We start from the raw sequence: 19,599 nt of genomic DNA, 5'->3' as shown, positions 1-19,599 counted from the left end.
GTCTGTCGGCGTCGGAGCCGATCGCTCGCGGCAGCTTGGCGCGGGCGTGGCAGGGGGCGATCGCCGGTTTTCAGGGCTAGCCATGGGTCGTCGCTCGACCTCCGCGCGCTTTCCTGACCAAAAAGGCCTGCGATACAAGGATCGGGCGCAGGCGTGAAAGGCCCTGAAGGCCGGGTCTGAATACGGCGGACCGCTCGTGGTATCCCATTGATCGGCGCGGAGGCCCCGTCGTCAGGACGCGAGGATCTTTCCGAGCCGTTCGAAGAGGCGTCAGCGCTCCTCGACCAGCTTGAGATAGGCCGCCGTGACGAAGAGGATGATGGCGCCGTAGAGGATGCGCCGCACGCCTTCCGGCATCTGGAGAATGGTGAGCAGGGTCGTCAGCACGGTGAGGATCAGGGCGCCGACGATCGTGCCGGCGTAGCCGCCCCGGCCGCCGAAGATCGAGGTGCCGCCGATCACCGCGGCCGCGACCGAGGGGAGGACGAGCGGCTCGGCGAGCGAGAGCGAGGGCGCCCGGATCAGGCCGATGTAGAGAAGGCCCATCACCGAGGCGATCAGCGCCGACAGGACGTAGAGCGCAAGGATCACCTGCCAGTAGTGGACGCCCGACAGACGCGCCGCGCGCTCGTTGTCGCCGACCGCATAGAGGAGACGGCCGAAGCCCGTCCGGTTCAGGAGAAAGAGAACGAGGGCCGCGACCGGGACGAACAGGAGAAGCGCGTTGGGCACGCCATAGGTGACGCCGGTCGCCAGCCACGAGAGGCCGGGGGGCACCTTCGCGCCGGTCGCGATCACGGTGCGCTGGTAGACCTGGAGGCAGCCGGTCGCGATCAGGCTGGTGCCCAGCGTCATGATCAGGGGGTGGACGCGGAAGACCCCGACGCCGATGCCGTTCACGACGCCGACGGCGAGCGCGGGCAGGACGGCCACCAGCGCGGCGAGGGCGGGGTCGAGCGAGACGGCCTGCGTCGCCAGCACGAAGGCGGCGACGGTCGCCACCGTGCCGACCGACAGGTCGATGCCGCCCGTCAGCATGGTGAGGGTCTGGCAGGCGGCGAGCATGGCCAGCGGAATCGCGAACTTCACCGTGTTGCCGATCCAGCGCTCGTTCACGATGCCGGGCCGCAGCACCTGCAGCACGACCACGAGAAGCACCAGGAGGACGAGAAGCGGCACCAGCGGATGGTCGCTGAGCCATCGACGTAGCTGCGCGCCGCGCGAGGAGACGGCGGAGTTCGGGAGGACGGTCATGCTCTCTGGCTCCGCATGGCGACGAAGGCGCCCAGCATCACGACGCCCACCATGATCGCGCCCTCGACGATGGTGGTGGCGTTGGGGTCGACGGCGAGCAGCGTCAGGAGCGTTCGCACGAGGCGCAGCACGAAGACGGCGAGGATCGGCCCCAGAAGGCCGCCGCGCCCGCCGCCGAGCGTGACGCCGCCCAGCACCACGGCCGCGACGCTCGCGAGAAGATAGGGGCCGGGAATGGGCGAGCCGATGCCTGTGCTCATGGTGAGCGACAGGCCGCCCATCGCCGAGAACAGGCCTCCGATCGCATAGGCGAGGATGCGCGTGCACGCGACCGCCACCCCGCTGCGAAACGCCGCCAGCTCGTTCGAGCCGATGGCGTAGAGCGACAGGCCGAGGCGCGAGCGGCGCAGCGGGATCCACACCGCGCAGAGGCAGACGAGCAGCACGATCAGCGCCTTCGGCATCCACGCCGTCGCCGCGTCCGGCAGGCCGGGCACGGGCAGCGTGCCGACGATCAGGGCTTTCAGCCACTCGGCCGCGCCGCCCCCCGGCGATTCCAGGACGAGGAGCGCCGCGCCCCCGAACATGAAGAGGGTCGCGAGCGTCACGATGATGTCGGGCACGCGCGTCGCGACGATCAGGACGCCGTTCAGCGCGCCGAGGGCGAAGCCCAGAAGAAGCACGAGCGGCACGGCGACGAGCGCGAAGCTCTCGTCCGCCCCGCTCATCAGCGCGGCGGCGGTGACGCTCGTCAGCGCCATCGTGGCGGCGACCGACAGGTCGATGCCGCCCGCGATCACCACCACGGTCTGTGCAGCGACGGCGAAGGCGTAAGGGAGGGCCGCGCGCACCAGCGAGCCGACGTCGCCCGCGCCGTAGCCGGGCTGGACGAGGCGGGCGGCCGCGAACAGGGCGACGAGGAGAAGAAGGAGGCCGAGCGCCCAGCCCTGACGGCGCAGCATCGCGGTCATGGCGCGGGCGCCGCCGGCTCGCCGGCCAGGATGCCGACGGGCGCTTGCGTCCCGCGCGGCAGCCCGTAGGCGGCGCGCGTCAGCACCGCCTCGTCGGCGATCCCGGCCGGCATCGTGTCCACCAGCCGGCCGTTGAAGATCACGACGACACGGTCGCAGGCCCTCGGGATCTCGTCGAGTTCGGATGTGTAGAAGAGCACCGAATGTCCTTGTTCGGCCAGCTCGCGCATCAGGCCGTAGATCTGGTTCTTGGTGCGCACGTCGATGCCGCGCGTCGGGTCGAAGCACAGGAGCGTCCGGGCGCCGGCCGCGATCCAGCGCGCGATCGTCACCTTCTGCTGGTTGCCGCCCGACAGGCGGCGCACCTCGCGCTGGGCGCGCGTGTCGATCTGCAGGCGCTCGATGGCACCCGACACGTCGCGCTGCTCGCGCTGCCGGCGAAGCGGTCCCCAGTCGCGCAGCCGCGCGCTGAAGGGCAGGGCGACGTTCTCGCTCACGGAGCGCTGCGACAGGAGGGCTTCGGACCGGTCGCCCGGCACGAGTGCGATGCCCTTTCCGATCGCGTCGGCGGGGTGGCGGAAGCGCACCGGCTCGCCGTCCACCGCGATCGTGCCGGCGGTGGGCGCGCGCAGGCCGGACAGCGCGTCGAAGAGCTCGTCCTGGCCCTGACCTTCCAGCGCCACGACGCCGAGCACCTCGCCGGGCCGAAGGTCGAACGAGACCCCGGACAGGCGCTGGCCGACGCCGAGGTCGCGCACTGCGACGCGCGCGTTTTCGGCCGTCGGCACGGCGCGCGCCCTCGCTTCCGGCCGGCGCTTCTCGATGCGCGCGCCCAGCATCAGCTCGACGATGCGCTCCTCGACCTGCGGCTCGATCGCAAGGACGCCGACCGTCTCGCCGTCGCGCAGAACCGTCGCCCGATCGCAGAGCGCGGCGATCTCCACGAAGCGGTGCGAGATGAAGATAACGGACCGCCCCGCGCGGCTCTGCTGGCGCACCGTCGCGAGCACGCGCTCGGCGAGGTCGGCGGGAAGCGCCGCGGTCATCTCGTCGAGGATGAGGACGTCGGGCTCGATGGCGAGCGCGCGCGCAAGGTCGAGGACGCGCAGATGCGCGAGCGGCACGTCGCGCGCGGCCGTGCCGAGATCGAGCCGGCCGAGGCCGAGTTCCTCGATGAAGCGGCGGAACGGCTCTTCCGGCGTCGCGGTGAGGCGCAGGTTGGAGCGGATGTCGAGGTCGGGGATCAGCGAGGGTTCCTGGTAGACCGAGACGAGCCCGGCCCGGCGCGCCTCGGCGGGAGAGCGGACGCTGGTCTCTCGCCCGCGCACGAGGATGCGGCCCGCACTCGGGCGGATCGCGCCCGTCAGGATCTTGACGAAGGTCGACTTGCCCGCCCCGTTGGCGCCCATCAGCGCGTGGACCTCGCCGCGTCGCAGCTCCAGCGACGCGTTGCGCAGCGCCGAAACGGCGCCGTAGGTCTTGGCGATGCCGGTGGCGTGAAGGATCGGGTCGGGGACCAAGGGAAGGGCGAACCTCGAAGGATGCGGAAGGCGAAGGGGCGAAGGCCGGCGCGAACCGCCGGCCTTCGCCGAGGTGACCCTTGAGCGGCTACTCGCCCGGTCCCTTGCAGGCCACGATCTGGTCCTTGGTGTAGGTGGTCCAGTTCGGGATCGAGATCGAGACCGGCCATTCCGGGCTGAGCGAGGGGTCGGCGACCGTCTTCAGCTTGGCCTTGCCGGCGTCGGTCACGTTCTCCCAGAGCTCGGGCTCGACCAGCACCGTGCGCTCGGCGGGCTTCTTTCCGTCGAGGATCTGGAGCGCCAGCGTGACGCCCGCGCCGCCGATCGAGCCGGGATTGGTGACGGCCGCGCCCTTCAGGCCCTCGACGCTGTTGAGCTGGCCGACGAAGCCTGCGTTGTCGGCGCCCACCACCGGCACCATGGTCGCGCCGGACTCGGTGAGGGCGTCCACGATCACGTTGTCGATGCCCGACGTCCACACGCCGTCGAAGGGCACGCCCGTCGCGATGTAGTCGAGCATCTGCTGCTTGCCCTGGTCCTGCTGCCAGCCGGTGAAGACCTCGTGGCCGACCTTCACGTCCGGGAACTCGGCGAGCGCGCGCTTGAAGCCCTTGTCGCGGTCGCTGTCGGCCGAGGCGCCGGCCGCGCCGCGCATGTAGACGACGTCGCCCTTGCCGCCCATCTGCCCGAACAGCCACTTGGCGCCGAGATAGGCGTATTCCTCCTGGTTGTTGGAGATCATGTAGGCCGAGGGCTCGGTGACGGCCTGGTCGACCGCGACCACCGTGATGCCGGCCTTGGTGGCCTCGGCGAGCGCCGACTGGATGCCGGCGGGATCGACCGGGTTGACCACGATGGCGTTGACGCCCGCGCTGACGAGGTTGCGGATGTCCTCGAGCTGGCCGGCGGCGTCGGTGTTGCGGTGGGCGATGTTGAGCTTGGACACCTTGCCCGAGGCGAGCGCCTGCGCCTTGATCGCGCAGATCATCTCCTCGCGCCAGCCGTTGCCCTGCACCGTGTTGGACACGCCGATCACGTAGGACCCTTGCGCGTTCGCCAGGCCCGTCGCCGCCAGGAGCGCGCCGCCCGCGAGCAGCGCGCGCGCCGCCGCCTTCCGTTTCGCCTTCGTCATGACATTCCTCCCGATCCGTCGTTGCGATGAGTTCTTTCAAGGAGCGGCGCGCGGCCTGATCGCCGCTTGTCGCGCCGCCCCGGGGGCATGGAAGCCGTCAGACCACGAAGGGGCGCAGGACGTCGCGCGCTAAGGCGAAGCCCCGCTCCACCTTCTCGTCCGATCCCTCGAACCCGCGGTCCTCGTGCTCGATGATCACGGGGCCGTCGTATCCGGCGGCGTAGAGGCCGGAGAAGAACACGCTCCAGTCGACCTCGCCGATGCCCGGCATGCGCGGCACCTGCCAGCCGATGCCCGCCGACAGGATGCCGTTCTCGTAGAGCCCCTCGCGGTCGATCATCAGGTCCTTGGCGTGGACGTGGAGGATGCTCGGCCCGAACTCGCGGATGAAGCGGCCCTGGTCGATCATCTGCCAGACGAGGTGCGAGGGGTCGAAGTTCATGCCGACATCGCCCCCGAACCGCTCGAGAATGCGGCGCCACATGCGGGGCGAATAGGCGATGTTGTGCCCGCCCGGCCACTCGTCGCGCGAGAAGATCATCGGGCAGTTCTCGAAAGAGAGCTTGACGCCGTGGCCCTTCGCGAAGGCGACCACCTCCGGCCAGACCCGCTCCGCCTCGCGCCAGTTCTCGTCGGGCGAACGGGCGGCGTCGCCGCCGCAGAACGTGTTGACGAGGCCGACGCCCATGCGCGAGGCCGCTTCCACCACCGTCTTCAGGTGTCCGAACACCGCCTCGCGATGCCCCGCGTCGGGATGGAGCGGGTTGGGATAGTAGGCGAGCGCCGACACCGCGAGGCCCTGTTCGGCAAGGCGGGCCACGATCTCGCGCCCCTCGCTCGCGGACAGCGCCGCGACGTCGATATGGCTCGTTCCGGCGTAGCGCCGGCTCGGCCCGCCCGAGCGCGGCCAGCAGGCGATCTCCAGCGCCTCGAAGCCGGCGCCCGCCGCGTAGCGCGCCACCTCGTCCAGCGACCGGTCCGGAAAGGGCGCGGTCAGGATGCCCAGCTTCATGCGTTCGTCCTCCCTATGCCGGTCCCGGTTCGAGCGCCCGCCGCACCACGGCGAGCGGATCGCCCGAAAGAAAACCGGCCAGCGCGTCCCGCGTCGATGCGCGGAACTTGTCGCTGTGCCTCAGATCATGGCCGAAGATGGCGGGGATCGCCAGAATCGCGCCACTCAGTTCCCCAGGATCGTCGCCCGCGCGCTCCGCGATCACGGCAAGCTGATCGCGAAAGGGATCGCTCGCCTCCCATTGCCGTCCGAAGCGCGGCGAGGCGCGCAGGAGGTAGGCCATCCAGCCGGCCACCGCGACCGACAAGAACGCGACGCTCTCGCCGCGCCCAAGCCGCTCGCGCACGGGCTGGAGAAGGCGCTGGACGATCTTCTGCGAGCCGTCCGTCGCGATCTGGTGGTTGCGGTGGCGGATCGTGCGGTTGCGCAGGCGCGCCAGGCTCTCCTCGACATAGGCGGCCGAATCCATGCCGGGCACGGGCTCGAGCGTCGGCAGGGTCTCCTCCACCAGCATGCGGTGCACGAAGCCGGCGAGAAGCGGATCGGCCATGTCGTCCGACGTATGCTCGTGGCCCGCCAGGACGCCGAGATAGCTCAGCGTCGTCTGCGCGCCGTTGAGGACGCGCATCTTCAGGTGCTCGAAGGGCTCGACATCCCCGACGAAGCTCGCGCCCGCCAGGTCCCAGTCGGGCCGGCGGCCGGCGAAGCGGTCCTCGATCACCCACTGCCGGAAGGGCTCGCCCACCGCCAGCGCCTCGTCGCGATAGCCGAACGCGTCGGCCACCGCCTGCCGGTCGGCCTCGGTGACGGCGGGCGCGATGCGGTCCACCATCGTGGAGGGAAAGGCGGCGTGACGCGCGATCCAGTCGCCGAGCGCCGGCGAGCGCCACCCGGCCAGCGCCCGCACGGCGTCGCCGAGGATGCGGCCGTTCGAGGGGATGTTGTCGCAGCTGAGGACCGTGAGCGGGCGGCCGTGGGTCTCCCGGCGAAGGTCGAGGGCGCGGGCCAGAAGCCCGGGAAGGCTGACCGGGCGCCCGGGATCGGCGAGGTCGTGGCGGATGTCGGGAGAGTTCCAGTCAAGCTCGCCCGTGGCCGGATGGTGGCAGTAGCCCTTCTCGGTGACCGTGACGGTCACGACCTCGACGGCATCCGAGGCGAGGACATCGAGCGCGGCCCCCGGCGCCTCGACGGCGTCGACGACGCGCAGGAGGCTGCCGATGACGCGCGCCTCGCTCGTTTCGCCGTGTCGCAGGAGCCGCGTGTAGAGGCCGTCCTGGGGGGCGAGCGCCGGCTCGATCCGGGGCGATCGGATGTTGATGCCCACCACGCCCCAGCGCTCGAGGCGCTGCTCCAGCATGTCGTCGGTGAAGTCGCCCTGGTGGGCGCGGTGAAAGGCGCCGACCCCGATATGGGCCATGCCCGCCTCGAGCCGCGCGCGGTCGAAGCCGGGGCGGCGGACCGAGGACGGCAGGCCGGCGAGAGTTTGGGGCGACAGGCGCGGGACGAGGCCGCTCATCGCGGTCTCGCGTCCCGTCGCGTCCGGCCGATCGGCATGCAGGCCCGTGCGACCCTGCTCTTCAGCGGAGTCCTCAACCGCCCCTCCCGGAACAGATGTTCTATTTGCTGAGGATGGAACAGATCGAGGGGGGCGTCAATCGTGTCGCCCGACGTCCCGGCGCCGCGCGGCGACGCCCTGCACGAGCGCCATGCCCACGACCAGCGAGGCGGCGAGCGAGCGCACGCCCGCAAAGTCCGACTCCACGACCTCGATCCAGGCGTCGCTGAGCGGCACGAGCGGGCTGAGCGCGCTGTCGGTGATCGCGACGACCGCGGCGCCTCGCTCGCGCGCCACCGCCACGAGGTCGGGCGTGATCGAGTTGTAGGGACTGAAGCTCACGGCGAGCACCGCGTCGCGCCCGCCCAGGCACCCGACGTGGTCGAGCGCGCCCGAGCCGACATTGTCGACGAGGACGTTGCGCACGCCGACCTGCGAGAAGGTGAGCGAAAGGTAGGCCGCGACCGGAAAGGCGCGCTTGCTGCCGACGAGGTGGACGAGGTCGGCCTCGGCGAGTCGCGCCGCCATGTCGCCGAGCGCGCTCGCGGGACCGCCTTCCTCCAGCCGGTCGAGCGAGTGGCGGGCAGCCGCCACCAGCCCGCTGACGACGCGCGCTTCCCGGCCGGCCTCGCCGTGTGCGGGGCGAGGCGCCTCGGCGCGCATCCCCTTCACGTGGTCCTTGAAGAGGGCCTGCAGCTCCGAGAAGCCGCTGAAGCCAAGGCTCTGCGCGAAGCGGACCAGAGCGGACGGCGGCACGCCCGCCCCGTCCGCGATCTGGCCGACCGTGCTCAGCGCCACCTCGCGCGGGTGCTGCCACAGGAAGATCGCGACCTGCCGCAGGCGCTTGGGAAAATGCACCGTGCCCGAGGCCAGGACCGCGCGCAGTTCCTCGTAGGTTCGGGGACGGGCGTGGCCGAGGTCGGCGCGGCTCCGCTCGGGCGCGGCGTCCTCGGGCTCGGGCGTTCCCATGGGGTCGACCGCGCCGGTCAGGGGACGAGCGCCACGGTGCGCTTCTCGCGCACCGAGAGCACCGCCGTGTCGATGATGCGCTGGCCGACGAGCGAGAGCGCGGGGTCGAGCGGGCCCGCGATCGGCGCGCCGTCGGCGAGGCGCGCGAGCATGTAGTCCACCGCCCCCCGCGCGCCGGGCGGCGGCGCGTCGGCCTCGATGCGGCGCGGCGTGATGTTCGTGCGCGTCTGAAGCGTGACGAAGCCCTCGTAGTCGTAGGAGGCGATGCTCCCCTCCGTCCCGGTCAGGACGAAGCCGCATTTGGGCTGGGGCTGCTGGATCCAGGGATCTGAGATCGTGCCCCAGCGCGTTTCCATGTGCGACAGGCCGTGCGCGTAGCGACAGACCGTGACCGAGTGCTGATCGACCTCGATGCCGGGCGTCTCGTCGACGACCGAGGTCACCTCCAGCGGCGCCTCGCCATCGAGGAACCAGGTGCCGAGCGTCGTGCCGTAGCCGAGATAGTCGAGAAGGCTGCCCCCGCCGCTGGTGCGCCGGTACCACCACGAGGCCGGCTTCTGACGCTCGACCTCTTCTGGCGTCACCTCGACCTTGTCGGCGAGGTGGAAGAGGGGACCGCGATTGCCGCCGTAGAAGCGGACCTCAGCGAGCGTGCCGACCGCGCCCTCCTCGACGAGGCGCTTGGCGGTGTTGTGCTCGGGCGACCAGGCGAGCGGCCAGTTGACCGCGAGGCGCCCGCCGCCCCGCTCCATCGCCGCGATGATGCGGCGCGCTTCTCCGGCGTTGGTGGCGAAGGGCTTCTCGATCATGACGCTGAGCCCATGCGGCGCGATGCGCTCCACGATCTCTGCATGGCTCGCCGTGGAGGAGCAGACGATCGCAAGCTCCGCCTCGGTCTCGCGCAGGCATGTCTCGAGATCGGTGAAGAGGCGCGCCTCGGGCACGCCGAAGGTCTCGGCGGCCCCCCGCATGCGCTCCGGGTCGGGGTCGTAGAGGCCTGCGATCTCCGCGTCCGGGTGCTCGTGCACCTGGCGCAGGAGGTCGCCCATGTGCATGTGGTCGAAGCTGATCCCGAGAACCCCGACGCCCATCCCGCTCTCCCGTTCGCGATGCTTTTTGCCGAGCCTATCGCAGCGCGTCCATTTCACAATCCGTAAAATGGAACGATACTCGCACCTCCAACCGGGGAGAGGAACGGTTCCATGGTCTATGCGACATCCGATGCGGCAGGGGGCGGGCGGCTTCGCGTCGGCATGGTGGGGGGCGGGCGCAACGCCTTCATCGGCGCGGTGCATCGGCTCGCCATGCGGCTCGACAACCGCATCGACCTCGTGGCCGGCGCCCTGTCGGCCGATCCCGAGAACGCCCGCGTCTCGGCCGCCGAGCTCGGCATCGCGCCCGACCGCACCTATGCCGACTACCGCGAGATGGCCCGCGCGGAAGCCGCGCGGCCGGACGGCATCGAGGCGGTGGCGATCGTCACGCCCAACCACCTCCACGCCCCGGTCGCGAGCGCCTTTCTGGAAGCGGGCATCGACGTGATCTGCGACAAGCCGCTCGCCACCACGGTAGAGGATGCCGAGGCGCTGGTGCGCCTGGCGCGCGAGGCGGACCGCAAGCTCTTCGTCACGCTCAACATCACGGGTCACGCCATGGTGCGCCAGGCGCGCGAGATGGTGGCGGCGGGCGAGCTCGGCCGCGTCAACGCCATCCACACCGCCTTCATCCAGGAATGGCTGACCCAGCCCATCGACGCGCAAGGCCACAAGCAGGCCGAATGGCGCACCGACCCGGCGCGCGCCGGGCAGTCCGCCGTTCTCGCCGACATCGGCGTCCATGCCTACAACCTCGCCTGCTTCACGGGCGGCTGCGAGGCCGACGAGGTGTCGGCCGACCTCTTCACCGCCGTGCCCGGCCGTCGCCTCGACGACAACGCCAACGTGCTCGTGCGCTGGTCCAACGGTGCGCGCGGAACGCTTCTGGCCAGCCAGACCTCGCCCGGCCACTACGGCGATCTTTCCGTGCGGCTCTACGGCGACCGGGCGGGGCTCGAATGGCACGCGAGCCGGCCCGAGGAACTGCGCTTCACGCCCTATGGCGAGGAAACGCGCACACTGGTTCGCGGCGGCCACGGCTCGCGCGGCGAGAGCCGGCGCGTGTCGCGCATGCCGGCCGCCCATCCGGAGGGCTATATCGAGGCCTTCGCCAATCTCTACAACGACGCCGCCGCGCTGATCCGCGCCCATCGCTCGCGCACGGTGGCGGAGGGCATCGACCCCGCGCTCGTGCCGGACGTCCTCGACGGCGCGCGGGGCGTGCGCTTCGTGGCCGCCGCCGTCGCCTCGCATGCGCGCGGCGGCGGGTGGGAGAAGGCGGGCCTCGGCCAGCCCTGATCCGGGCGCGGCCCCGCCCGCTCACTCCTCGGGAATGTTCTCCCGCAGGATGAGGTGGAGGCGGGGCGGGTGCGCCTCGTATCGCGTGCCGCGCACCGCGTTTGTCAGAAGGTCGAGGGCCTCGCGGGCCTCGACGCGCGGGTTCTGGTCGAGCACGGCGTCGAGCGTGCCGTCGAGAAGCAGGCGGCGCGTGTCGTCGGTGAGCTCGTGCCCGATCAGGACGACCCGGTGCTGCAGCGCCCGCTCGGCCAGCGCCTGCGCGAGGCCCGCGTTGCCCGCCCCGATATTGTAGATGCCGGCGAGATCCCCGTGCCGCTCCAGGAGGTCGCGCGCTTCGCGATAGGCGCGCTCGCGGTCGTCCTCCATCTCCGCCAGCCCCACGATCTCGAGACCCGGAAACTCCTCGGCCAGAACATGCCGGAAGCCCATCTCGCGCTCCTGGTGGCCGCGATAGGAGAGCGAACCCGCCAGAAGCGCGACCTTCTTGGTCGGTGCGCGGCCGGACGCATCGGCGCCCAGCAGTCGGCCGAGAACATAGCCCGCCAGCCGCCCGGCCTGCCGGTTGTCGATCCCGACATAGGCGACGCGCGGAACGTGCAGGATGTCGCTGACGAGGGTTACGACCCGGATGCCGCGCCGCGCGAGGTCGCGCACCGCCTCGCGCACGGCCGGATGGTCGAGGGCGATGAGGCCTACCCCGTCCGTGTCGTCGCCAAGCGCGTGGAGCGTTTCGGCGAGGCGTTCCGGGTTGAAGTCCTCGAGCGCCGTGATGCGGACCTCGAGCGCGGACCGCCGGTCCGCCTGGAGGCGGAGCTGGTCGTGCAACATCCGCACGAAGCTGTTGGTGCCGACCGGCAGGATGAAGTCGAGACGAACCGTGGGGCCCGCCGCCTCGGCGCCGGCGATGTAGCCGAGGCGCCGCGCAGCCTCGACGACCCTTTCGCGCGTCCGCTCCCGCACGCCCGGTCGCCCGTTCAGCACCCGGTCCGCCGTGGCCGTCGAGACGCCCCCCTCGCGCGCGACGTCGGCGAGCGTCGGTCGCGCGGCGCCCGGCGGGGAGGGGAAGGAAGACTGGGGCATCGGTTATCCGGAAGTGATGGTTTTTGATGTTACGAAATGATGTTGACTTCATCAAGGCGCCTCGCCGATAGTCGCGGCTGAAACGGATCTCCGCCCAGACGCCGCGAAGACGGCGCGGGCGCAAGGGTCCGGCTGGGAGGATCGGATGGCGCAGGGCGCAGGCGCGAGGGGCTTCGAGCCGGACGTCGAGATACGCACGCGCGACCGGCGCATCGGCTGCATCGGCGCCGGCATGATCATGGCGGAATGCCACCTCGCCGCCTATGCCGAGGCCGGCTTTCCCGTGGTCGCCATCGCCTCGCGCACCCGCTCGCGGGCCGAGGCCGTGGCCGAGCGCTGGGGGATCGGCCGCGTCCACGACACGCCGGAGGCCCTGATCGAGGATCAGGACGTCGAGATCGTCGACCTCGCCTTTCCGCCCGACCGACAGCCCGACCTGATCCGCCACGCGCTGCGCCAGCCGCACGTGCGGGCGATCCTGGCGCAGAAGCCGCTGGCGCTTTCGCTGGATGAAGCGCGGCGCCTGGCCGACGAGGCGAGGGCGGCCGGCAAGCTCCTCTCGGTCAACCAGAATATGCGCTACGACCAGTCGATGCGCGTGCTCAAGCAGATCCTCGACCGGGGCGACCTCGGCGAGGTCGTCTTCGCGCAGATCGACATGCATGCGATCCCGCACTGGCAGCCGTTCCTCGAGGACTACGACCGGCTGACGCTCGCCAACATGAGCGTCCATCATCTCGATGCGCTGCGCTTCCTGTTCGGCGACCCCGACGAGATCACGACGCAGGCGCGGCGCGACCCGCGCACGCGCTTCGAGCACACCGACGGCATCACCGTCTCGACGCTGCGCTTTCCTTCGGGGCTGCTCGCGGTGTCGCTGGAGGACGTCTGGTCGGGGCCCCGCCAAGAGGGCTACCGCGACGACCAGCACATTCGCTGGCGCGTCGAGGGAACGGCGGGCACGGCGCGCGGCACGATCGGCTGGCCGACGGGCGCGCCCTCGACGCTCGCCTACGCTTCAGTGCACGCCACCGGCGGCGAGTGGGTGGAGCCGAGCTGGAACACGATGTGGTTCCCACAGGCCTTCGCGGGCGTGATGGAGCAGGTCCAGCACGCGGTCGCCACCGGCGCGCCGCTCGCCCTGCCGGTGGAGGACAACGTGCGAACCATGGCGCTGGTGGAGGCCGGCTACCGCTCCATGAGCGAGCGGCGGACCGTGCGCCTGTCCGAGATCGAAGCGGGCGCGAGGCCCGAGGGGGGAGACCACAGACCATGATGCAGAGCGGCATCTTCACCGCCTATTTTCCCTATGGCCTGGAGGAGACGGCGAGCCGGATCCGCGGCCACGGCTTCAACACCGTGCAGCTCGACCTCCACTTCAAGGACGTCGACCTCGGGGCGGGCAAGCTCGGCAAGGACAACTGCAAGCGGGTGCGCGACACGTTCCGCGCCCACGACCTGCCGATCTCAGCGATCTCGGGCTACACCAACATCATCCATCCCGACCCCGACCACAGGCGCGCCAACGTGGAGCGGCTGAAGGAGATCATCCGCAACGCGCGGGCTCTGGGCAGCCGCTACGTCATCTCCGAGACCGGGACCTACAACACCGAATCCGAGTGGATGAGCGACCCGAAGAACCGCACCGAGGAGGGCTTCGAGACCTGCCGCGCCGTGATCGCCGAGTTGGCGCGCGAGGCCTACGACCACGGCGCGATGTTCCTGCTCGAGACCTACGTCAACAACGTGGTGGGCTCGGTCGAGGAGACGGTGCGCATGTTCGCGCAGGTCGACCATCCAGGCCTCGGGCTCCTGATGGACCCGACCAACTACTTCGAGAGCCACAACATCGACGACATGGACCGGGTCCTGAACCAGGTCTTCGACACGCTGGGCGACAAGATCCACATTGCCCACGCCAAGGACGTGGCGCGCGCGGGCGACGACAAGTCGGAAAAGCACGCCGACATCGGCGACGACGACGCGCTCGCCTCGCACACGTTCCGGGGCGTCGGCGAGATCGTGCTCAACGCGCCGGGAACGGGTGCGCTCAACTACGACCTCTACCTCAGGCGCCTGTCCGAGAAGCACCCCAACATCCCCGTCATCATCGAGCATCTCGACGAGGCGGACGTGCCGCGCGCCAAGCGCTTCCTGGACGAGAAGTTCGTCGCGCACGGGCTCTGAGACGACGCATCCCATAAGCCGCCGGACCGGGCCCGGCCGGTGGCACGAAAACCGAAAAGGGCCTCAAGGGAGGTGAGAGCGATGCTCAAGAGACTGCAACTCATGCTTGGCGCGATCCTGCTCGCGCTGGCCAGCCCCGCGCTGGCCCATGCCAAGACGCTCTACTGGATCTCGCACGGCGGCCCGGCCGATCCGGTCTGGACCTACTTCCTGCAGGGCGCCGAGACCTGGGCGAAGTCCACCGGCAACACGGTCAACACGTCGTTCCACAACGGCGACGTGCCCTCGCAGCAGGAGGCGCTGCGCACCGCCATCGCCGCCAAGGCCGACGCCATCGTCACCACCAGCCCCGATCCCGGCAGCCTCGTCGAGATCGTCAAGGAGGCCAAGGCCGCGGGCATCCCGCTCATCAACTTCAACACGCCCGACCCCGCCGCCAACTTCCAGGCCTATGTCGGCACCGACCTCGTCTCGGTCGGTCGCGGCTGGGCGCAGTATCTGGTGGACAAGGGCCTCGTGAAGAAGGGCGACTTCGTCTGGATGCCCGTCGAGGTGCCGGGCGCGAGCTACGGCGTCGAAGAGGAGAAGGGCATCAAGCAGGTCTTCGAGCCGCTCGGCATCACATACGAGATCACCGAGACGACGCTCGACCAGGCCGAGGTGATCACCCGCATGAGCGACTACCTCTCGGCCAACCGCGAGCGCATCAAGGGCATCATCGGCCTCGGCGACCTCGCCACCGCCTCGATCAAGCGCGTCTTCGACCAGGTCGGCGTCAAGGCCGGCGAAATCCCGGCGGTCGGCTGGGGCAACTCGCTCGACACGACGGCCGAGGTTCAGGAGGGCTACGTCAACGCCGCCCAGTGGCAGGACCCGCAGGCGACGAGCTTCGTCGCGCTGAGCCTGGCCCTGATGGCCTCCGACGGCATCCCGCCCGCCTTCAACGTCACGACCGGCGCCCTCTACGAGAAGGACGGAGCCGGCGTCTACGCCAAGGTCATGGAAGGCAACTAGCCGCCACCAGCGGCCGCGGGGCGCCTGTCCCGCGGCCGCCCGAAGTCCCCGCCCTCCGCGCCAAGGTCGACCATGCTCCAGCGCCTGACCGCCAAGCCCGAATTCGGACCGCTCGTCCTGCTCCTGGTGGAGCTCGTCGTCTTCACCGCGATCAACCCGCAGTTCCTGTCGCCGCTCAACATCTCCAACACTCTCGCCTTCTCGGTGGAGCTCGGACTGGTGGCGCTCGGCATGACGCTCCTGATGACGTCGGGCGAGTTCGACCTGTCGGTCGGCTCGGTCTTCGGCCTTTCGCCCGTCGTGATGTGGACGCTCTACAATGCCGGCTCGCTGCCGCTCGAAGTGTCCTTCGTGGCGGCCATGGCGCTGGCCGCCGCGATCGGCCTCGTGAACGGGCTCTTCGTCACGCGCATCAAGATTCCGTCCTTCCTGGTGACGCTCGGCATGCTCCTGGTGGCGCGCGGCACCGCGCTGTTCATCACCGACGGCTTTCCCCAGCGCACCTGGAACGCGGGCGACCTGTGGCTGGCGCAGGTTCTCGTCGGCGACTTCTACGTCGGGCCGTTCCGCATCTACATGTCGCTCCTGTGGTTCGCGGCCGCCGCGCTCATCCTCGGCTACACGCTGAACCGCACGAAGGCCGGCAACTGGATCCAGGCCTCGGGCGGCAACCCGAATGCTGCGCGCGCGCGCGGCGTCGACGTCGACCGCACCAAGGTCGCGCTCTTCGTCCTGTCCTCGGGGCTCGCCGCGCTCGCCGGCATCATCAGCTCGATCCGCACTTCGGCCGCCAACCCCAACAGCGGCACCGGCTACGAGCTGGAGGTGATCGCGATGGTGGTGATCGGCGGCACCGCGCTGACCGGGGGGCGCGGCACGATCCTGGGCACCGTCATCGGCATCTTCATCCTGCGCATCATGCGCAACGGCATCGTCATGGTGGGCGTGCCGGGCCTTGCCTACAACATCTTCATCGGCGCCATCATCCTGGCCATGATGGCCCTCCACGCGGGCCTGGAGCGCCGCCACCAGACGGGAACCTGACCCATGGCGCGCGAACTCGTCCTCATGGATCGGATCGCCAAGTCCTACGGGCGCGTGCGCGCGCTCGACGGCGTGACGTTCCGGGTCTTCCCCAACGAGATCGTCGGGCTTCTCGGCGACAACGGCGCGGGCAAGTCGACGCTCATCAAGATCCTGTCGGGCGCCGTGCGCCCGACGTCCGGCGACATCTCGATCCGCGGCGAGAAGGTGGACATCCGCTCGACGCGCGACGCCATCCGCAACGGCATCGAGACGATCTACCAGGACTCGGCGCTCGTTCCCCAACTCTCGATCACCCGCAACCTGTTTCTGGGGCGCGAGCCGATCCGGGGCCCGCGCTTCCTCAACCGCATGGACCACGAGGCGATGGAGACGGTGGCGCGCGACCTCCTGCGGCGCGTCGGCATCACCAAGAACATCCCGCCGAGCACGCCCATCGGCTCGTTGTCGGGCGGCGAGCGCCAGGCCGTGGCGATCGCGCGCGCCATGCACTTCCACAGCGACCTGATCATCCTCGACGAGCCCACCAACAACCTGGGCGTCGCCGAGACGCAAGGGGTCCTGCGCTTCGTGCGCAACGCCCGCGACACCGGACACTCCTGCATCTTCATCGCCCACAACATCCACCACGTCTTCCAGGTCGTCGACCGGATCGTCGTGATGCGCCAGGGGCGGGTGGTGGCCGACGACATCGACCCGCGCACCACCACGGTCGAGAAGGTCGAGGAGGTCATCACCGGCATGTCGGACCACGAGCTGCGCGCCGCGATCGAGCGTCCCGGCGCCGTCGATCCCGTGCCGGCCCTCGCCGGGCACGAGGGAGCCTGACGGCCATGGCCGAGCTCTACGGCACCCGGCTCACCCGCCGCGACCTGCGCGAGCGCATGGGCCTGCTCTCGCAGGTCGCGGGCGTGCGGCTGATGGAGCTCGCCGACGGAACCGAGCGCGGCATCCGCATCCTGGAGTTCCGCACCGGCTCGGGGCTCCGCTTCACGGCCCTCATCGACCGCGCGCTCGACATCGCGGACTGCGAGTACAAGGGGCAGGGCATCGCCTGGCATTCGCCCTCCGGCTTCCGCCATCCGGCCCTGCACGACTACGAGGGAGAGGAGGGGCTCGCCTTCACGCGCTCCTTCTCGGGGCTCCTCGTCACCTGCGGCCTCGACCATACCGGCGTGCCGCAGACGGTGGACGCCTCGAACTACAACTATCCCGGCCGGCGGACCGTGCGCCACTCGCTGCACGGGCGCGTCGGCACGATCCCCGCGACGCTGTCGGGCTACGGCGAGACCTGGGACGGGGAGCACTGCGTTCTCTGGGCGGAAGGCGTGGTGCGCCAGTCCACCAACTTCGGCGAGGACCTTCACCTCCACCGCCGCATCGAGGCCGATCTCGGCGGCATCGAGATCCGCATCCGCGACCGCGTCGTGAACCACGGCTTCAACCCGACGCCGCACATGTTCTTCTACCACGTCAATCTCGGCTATCCGCTGCTCGACGAGGGAGCGCGCTATCTGGCGCCGGTGCGGGACGTCGTGTGGGCCTCGCATGCGGGCGAGCGCTACCGGGCGCAAGGGGTCGGCTGGAACCGGATGGGGGCGCCGGCCGCCCCGTTCCGCGAGCAGGTCTGGCAGCACGAGCTGGGTGTCGACGACGAAGGCGAGGTGCCGGTCGCGCTCGTCAACGACCGCCTCGGCCTCGGCTTCGAGGTCGTGACGCGCAAGAACCAGCTGCCCTGCTTCTACGAGTGGCAGAACTTCCAGTCGGGCATGTACGCGGTCGGGATCGAGCCCTCGACCCACCATGTGCTTGGCGACCTCGCGGCGCGCGAGCGCGGCGAGATGATCTGGCTCGAGCACGGCGAGGAGCGGCGCTACGATGCCGCCTTCCGCGTGCTCGACGGGCCGGAAGCGATCGGGAGCGCCGAGGCGCGCATCGATGCGATCGCGAAGGCGCCGCAGGACGGCTTCGCGGAACCCTCAAGCCGCTTCGCGCCGCTGCGCGAAAAGGGCAGGAGATAGGAGGACGCCATGACCGGCGAAACGCTGAGAAAGCGCGACTACAGCCTGACGGGCGAGAGCGGACGACGGGCGGTCGAGACGGGTCTCGCCTCGGCCGAGTGGTACCACACCGACGTGCCGCGCAAGACCATGAAGGCGCTGATGCAGCGCCGCGACGGACCGGCGATCCGCGACACGGTTCTCTGGCTGGGCCTGCTCCTGGCCTCGGCGGCCGGCATCATAGCGCTCTGGGGCACGTGGTGGTGCGTGCCGTTTCTCCTTGTCTACGGCGTCCTCTACGGTTCGGCCTCGGACTCGCGCTGGCACGAGTGCGGCCACGGCACGGCCTTCCGCACGCGCTGGATGAACGACTGGGTCTACCAGATCGCGTCCTTCATGCTGATGCGAAACCCCGTGACCTGGCGCTGGAGCCACGCGCGCCACCACACCGACACGATCATCGTCGGCCGCGACGCCGAGATCGCCATCATGCGCCCGCCGGATCTTCTGCGTGCGGCGCTGATGTTCACGGGCTTGCTCGACTTCCGCTACGCCCTGCCGGGCCTCGTGCGGCAGGCGTTCCGGGGCCTCGACGCCGAGGAGCGGAGCTACGTGCCCGAAAGCGAGCACCGTCGCGCCGTCGTGGCGGCCCGCTGGCACGTCGCGATCTACGCGGCCACGCTCGCGCTCGCGATCGCCCTTCGATCCTGGTTGCCGCTGGTGCTGGTCGGCCTGCCGCGCCTCTACGGCAGCTGGCACATGGTGCTGACGGGCCTTCTCCAGCACATCGGCCTCGCCGACGACGTGACCGACCACCGGCTGAACACCCGCACGGTCTACATGAACCCGGTCAGCCGGTTCATCTACTGGAACATGAACTACCACGTGGAGCACCACATGTTCCCGATGGTGCCCTACCACGCGCTGCCCGAGCTGCATGCGCTGATCCGGCACGACCTGCCCGAGCCCAACCCGTCCATGTGGCACGCCTACCGGGAGGTCTGGCCCGTGGTGCTCCGGCAGCTGCGCTACGAGGACCACTTCCTCCGGCGCGACCTGCCTGCCTCCGCGCGCCCCTATCGCGGCGAGTTCCACGACATGCCGACGCTTGCCGCCGCCGAATAGCCGCCCGGCTCGAAAGGAACCCCACGCATGACCACCTGGGTCGACGCCTGCGCCACCGACGACGTGGACGAGGAGGACGTGATCCGCTTCGACCACGACGGGCGGACCTTTGCGATCTACCGGTCGCCGGACGACCAGTATTTCGCGACCGACGGGCTCTGCACGCACGAGCGCGTGCATCTGGCCGACGGGCTCGTCATGGACGACGTGATCGAGTGCCCCAAGCACAACGGCCGCTTCAACTACAAGACGGGGCAGGGCCGGGGCGCGCCGATCTGCGTCGATCTCAAGACCTACCCGGTACGCGTCGAGGGCGGCCGCGTCCTGATCGACCTGGGCTGAA

General features: G+C 70.3%; 18 protein-coding genes. 9 read left to right on the top strand and 9 right to left on the bottom strand.

Annotated elements, in window-relative coordinates:
* Positions 1-270: 270 nt before the first annotated feature.
* The 8 genes from AUL35_RS07810 to AUL35_RS07775 all read right to left on the bottom strand — a co-directional run bounded on the left by AUL35_RS07810 (position 271) and on the right by AUL35_RS07775 (position 9,504).
* Positions 271-1,254: an ABC transporter permease gene (locus AUL35_RS07810; RefSeq protein WP_062013722.1), complete on the bottom strand. Its 984-nt coding sequence runs from the start codon at positions 1,252-1,254 to the stop codon at positions 271-273.
* The gene (locus AUL35_RS07805) at positions 1,251-2,225 is read right to left on the bottom strand and encodes an ABC transporter permease (RefSeq protein WP_062013720.1); all 975 of its coding nucleotides are present in this window, start codon (positions 2,223-2,225) and stop codon (positions 1,251-1,253) included. Before AUL35_RS07805 ends, AUL35_RS07810 begins: the two co-directional genes overlap by 4 nt.
* Positions 2,222-3,745 (bottom strand): sugar ABC transporter ATP-binding protein, encoded by a 1,524-nt coding sequence (locus tag AUL35_RS07800; protein WP_062013718.1) that lies wholly within the window; start codon positions 3,743-3,745, stop codon positions 2,222-2,224. Before AUL35_RS07800 ends, AUL35_RS07805 begins: the two co-directional genes overlap by 4 nt.
* An 88-nt stretch (positions 3,746-3,833) precedes the next feature.
* On the bottom strand, positions 3,834-4,877 hold the full coding sequence (locus AUL35_RS07795; RefSeq protein WP_062013716.1) for an ABC transporter substrate-binding protein: 1,044 nt from the start codon (positions 4,875-4,877) through the stop codon (positions 3,834-3,836).
* Between the two features lie 97 nt (positions 4,878-4,974).
* On the bottom strand, positions 4,975-5,889 hold the full coding sequence (locus AUL35_RS07790) for a sugar phosphate isomerase/epimerase (protein WP_062013714.1): 915 nt from the start codon (positions 5,887-5,889) through the stop codon (positions 4,975-4,977).
* A 13-nt stretch (positions 5,890-5,902) separates the two neighbouring features.
* On the bottom strand, positions 5,903-7,405 hold the full coding sequence (locus tag AUL35_RS07785; protein WP_062013712.1) for a mannitol dehydrogenase family protein: 1,503 nt from the start codon (positions 7,403-7,405) through the stop codon (positions 5,903-5,905).
* A 135-nt stretch (positions 7,406-7,540) separates the two neighbouring features.
* Positions 7,541-8,413: a MurR/RpiR family transcriptional regulator gene (locus tag AUL35_RS07780; RefSeq protein ID WP_062013710.1), complete on the bottom strand. Its 873-nt coding sequence runs from the start codon at positions 8,411-8,413 to the stop codon at positions 7,541-7,543.
* Positions 8,414-8,430: 17 nt separating this feature from the next.
* Complete coding sequence (locus tag AUL35_RS07775) at positions 8,431-9,504, bottom strand: Gfo/Idh/MocA family protein (RefSeq protein ID WP_062013708.1); 1,074 nt, start codon at positions 9,502-9,504, stop codon at positions 8,431-8,433.
* A 111-nt stretch (positions 9,505-9,615) separates the two neighbouring features.
* Between AUL35_RS07775 and AUL35_RS07770 the strand changes: the two genes are divergently transcribed.
* A complete protein-coding gene (locus tag AUL35_RS07770; protein ID WP_062013706.1) occupies positions 9,616-10,806 on the top strand; it encodes a Gfo/Idh/MocA family protein in 1,191 nt (396 codons plus the stop codon).
* 21 nt (positions 10,807-10,827) lie between these two features.
* Here AUL35_RS07770 and AUL35_RS07765 read toward each other — a convergent pair whose 3' ends face one another.
* On the bottom strand, positions 10,828-11,886 hold the full coding sequence (locus tag AUL35_RS07765; RefSeq protein ID WP_062013704.1) for a LacI family DNA-binding transcriptional regulator: 1,059 nt from the start codon (positions 11,884-11,886) through the stop codon (positions 10,828-10,830).
* Between the two features lie 145 nt (positions 11,887-12,031).
* On the opposite strand from AUL35_RS07765, the gene AUL35_RS07760 reads away from it, so the two are divergent.
* The 8 genes from AUL35_RS07760 (at position 12,032) to AUL35_RS07725 (ending at position 19,598) form a co-directional block, all read left to right on the top strand.
* Entirely contained in the window at positions 12,032-13,162 is a 1,131-nt protein-coding gene (locus AUL35_RS07760; RefSeq protein ID WP_062013702.1) for a Gfo/Idh/MocA family protein, read from the top strand.
* Positions 13,159-14,073, top strand: coding sequence for a sugar phosphate isomerase/epimerase (locus AUL35_RS07755; protein WP_062013700.1), 915 nt, complete (start codon positions 13,159-13,161; stop codon positions 14,071-14,073). Before AUL35_RS07760 ends, AUL35_RS07755 begins: the two co-directional genes overlap by 4 nt.
* 81 nt (positions 14,074-14,154) lie before the next feature.
* On the top strand, positions 14,155-15,087 hold the full coding sequence (locus tag AUL35_RS07750; protein WP_062013698.1) for a substrate-binding domain-containing protein: 933 nt from the start codon (positions 14,155-14,157) through the stop codon (positions 15,085-15,087).
* A gap of 72 nt (positions 15,088-15,159) precedes the next feature.
* Positions 15,160-16,131, top strand: coding sequence for an ABC transporter permease (locus tag AUL35_RS07745; RefSeq protein WP_062013696.1), 972 nt, complete (start codon positions 15,160-15,162; stop codon positions 16,129-16,131).
* Positions 16,132-16,134: 3 nt separating this feature from the next.
* On the top strand, positions 16,135-16,959 hold the full coding sequence (locus AUL35_RS07740; RefSeq protein WP_062013694.1) for an ATP-binding cassette domain-containing protein: 825 nt from the start codon (positions 16,135-16,137) through the stop codon (positions 16,957-16,959).
* Between the two features lie 5 nt (positions 16,960-16,964).
* Positions 16,965-18,152: an aldose 1-epimerase family protein gene (locus AUL35_RS07735; protein WP_062013692.1), complete on the top strand. Its 1,188-nt coding sequence runs from the start codon at positions 16,965-16,967 to the stop codon at positions 18,150-18,152.
* 9 nt (positions 18,153-18,161) lie between these two features.
* Positions 18,162-19,256: a fatty acid desaturase family protein gene (locus AUL35_RS07730; protein WP_062013690.1), complete on the top strand. Its 1,095-nt coding sequence runs from the start codon at positions 18,162-18,164 to the stop codon at positions 19,254-19,256.
* Positions 19,257-19,283: 27 nt separating this feature from the next.
* Positions 19,284-19,598, top strand: coding sequence for a MocE family 2Fe-2S type ferredoxin (locus AUL35_RS07725; RefSeq protein ID WP_062013685.1), 315 nt, complete (start codon positions 19,284-19,286; stop codon positions 19,596-19,598).
* The last annotated feature ends 1 nt before the right edge of the window (position 19,599 follow it).

The sequence above is a fragment of the Aureimonas sp. AU4 genome (assembly GCF_001463765.1).
In the GTDB taxonomy this organism is placed as follows: Bacteria; Pseudomonadota; Alphaproteobacteria; order Rhizobiales; family Rhizobiaceae; genus Aureimonas.
The sequence above is the reverse complement of the archived record's forward strand: the minus strand, read 5'-3'. Positions and strand labels throughout refer to the sequence as shown.

What these genes read in the sequence shown, in the direction of transcription:
- AUL35_RS07810 (WP_062013722.1), bottom strand. Translation starts at nt 1,254, where the DNA reads ATGACCGTCCTCCCGAACTCCGCCGTCTCCTCGCGCGGCGCGCAGCTA.
- AUL35_RS07805 (WP_062013720.1), bottom strand. Translation starts at nt 2,225, where the DNA reads ATGACCGCGATGCTGCGCCGTCAGGGCTGGGCGCTCGGCCTCCTTCTT.
- AUL35_RS07795 (WP_062013716.1), bottom strand. Translation starts at nt 4,877, where the DNA reads ATGACGAAGGCGAAACGGAAGGCGGCGGCGCGCGCGCTGCTCGCGGGC.
- AUL35_RS07790 (WP_062013714.1), bottom strand. Translation starts at nt 5,889, where the DNA reads ATGAAGCTGGGCATCCTGACCGCGCCCTTTCCGGACCGGTCGCTGGAC.
- AUL35_RS07785 (WP_062013712.1), bottom strand. Translation starts at nt 7,405, where the DNA reads ATGAGCGGCCTCGTCCCGCGCCTGTCGCCCCAAACTCTCGCCGGCCTG.
- AUL35_RS07780 (WP_062013710.1), bottom strand. Translation starts at nt 8,413, where the DNA reads ATGGGAACGCCCGAGCCCGAGGACGCCGCGCCCGAGCGGAGCCGCGCC.
- AUL35_RS07775 (WP_062013708.1), bottom strand. Translation starts at nt 9,504, where the DNA reads ATGGGCGTCGGGGTTCTCGGGATCAGCTTCGACCACATGCACATGGGC.
- AUL35_RS07770 (WP_062013706.1), top strand. Translation starts at nt 9,616, where the DNA reads ATGGTCTATGCGACATCCGATGCGGCAGGGGGCGGGCGGCTTCGCGTC.
- AUL35_RS07765 (WP_062013704.1), bottom strand. Translation starts at nt 11,886, where the DNA reads ATGCCCCAGTCTTCCTTCCCCTCCCCGCCGGGCGCCGCGCGACCGACG.
- AUL35_RS07760 (WP_062013702.1), top strand. Translation starts at nt 12,032, where the DNA reads ATGGCGCAGGGCGCAGGCGCGAGGGGCTTCGAGCCGGACGTCGAGATA.
- AUL35_RS07755 (WP_062013700.1), top strand. Translation starts at nt 13,159, where the DNA reads ATGATGCAGAGCGGCATCTTCACCGCCTATTTTCCCTATGGCCTGGAG.
- AUL35_RS07750 (WP_062013698.1), top strand. Translation starts at nt 14,155, where the DNA reads ATGCTCAAGAGACTGCAACTCATGCTTGGCGCGATCCTGCTCGCGCTG.
- AUL35_RS07745 (WP_062013696.1), top strand. Translation starts at nt 15,160, where the DNA reads ATGCTCCAGCGCCTGACCGCCAAGCCCGAATTCGGACCGCTCGTCCTG.
- AUL35_RS07740 (WP_062013694.1), top strand. Translation starts at nt 16,135, where the DNA reads ATGGCGCGCGAACTCGTCCTCATGGATCGGATCGCCAAGTCCTACGGG.
- AUL35_RS07735 (WP_062013692.1), top strand. Translation starts at nt 16,965, where the DNA reads ATGGCCGAGCTCTACGGCACCCGGCTCACCCGCCGCGACCTGCGCGAG.
- AUL35_RS07730 (WP_062013690.1), top strand. Translation starts at nt 18,162, where the DNA reads ATGACCGGCGAAACGCTGAGAAAGCGCGACTACAGCCTGACGGGCGAG.
- AUL35_RS07725 (WP_062013685.1), top strand. Translation starts at nt 19,284, where the DNA reads ATGACCACCTGGGTCGACGCCTGCGCCACCGACGACGTGGACGAGGAG.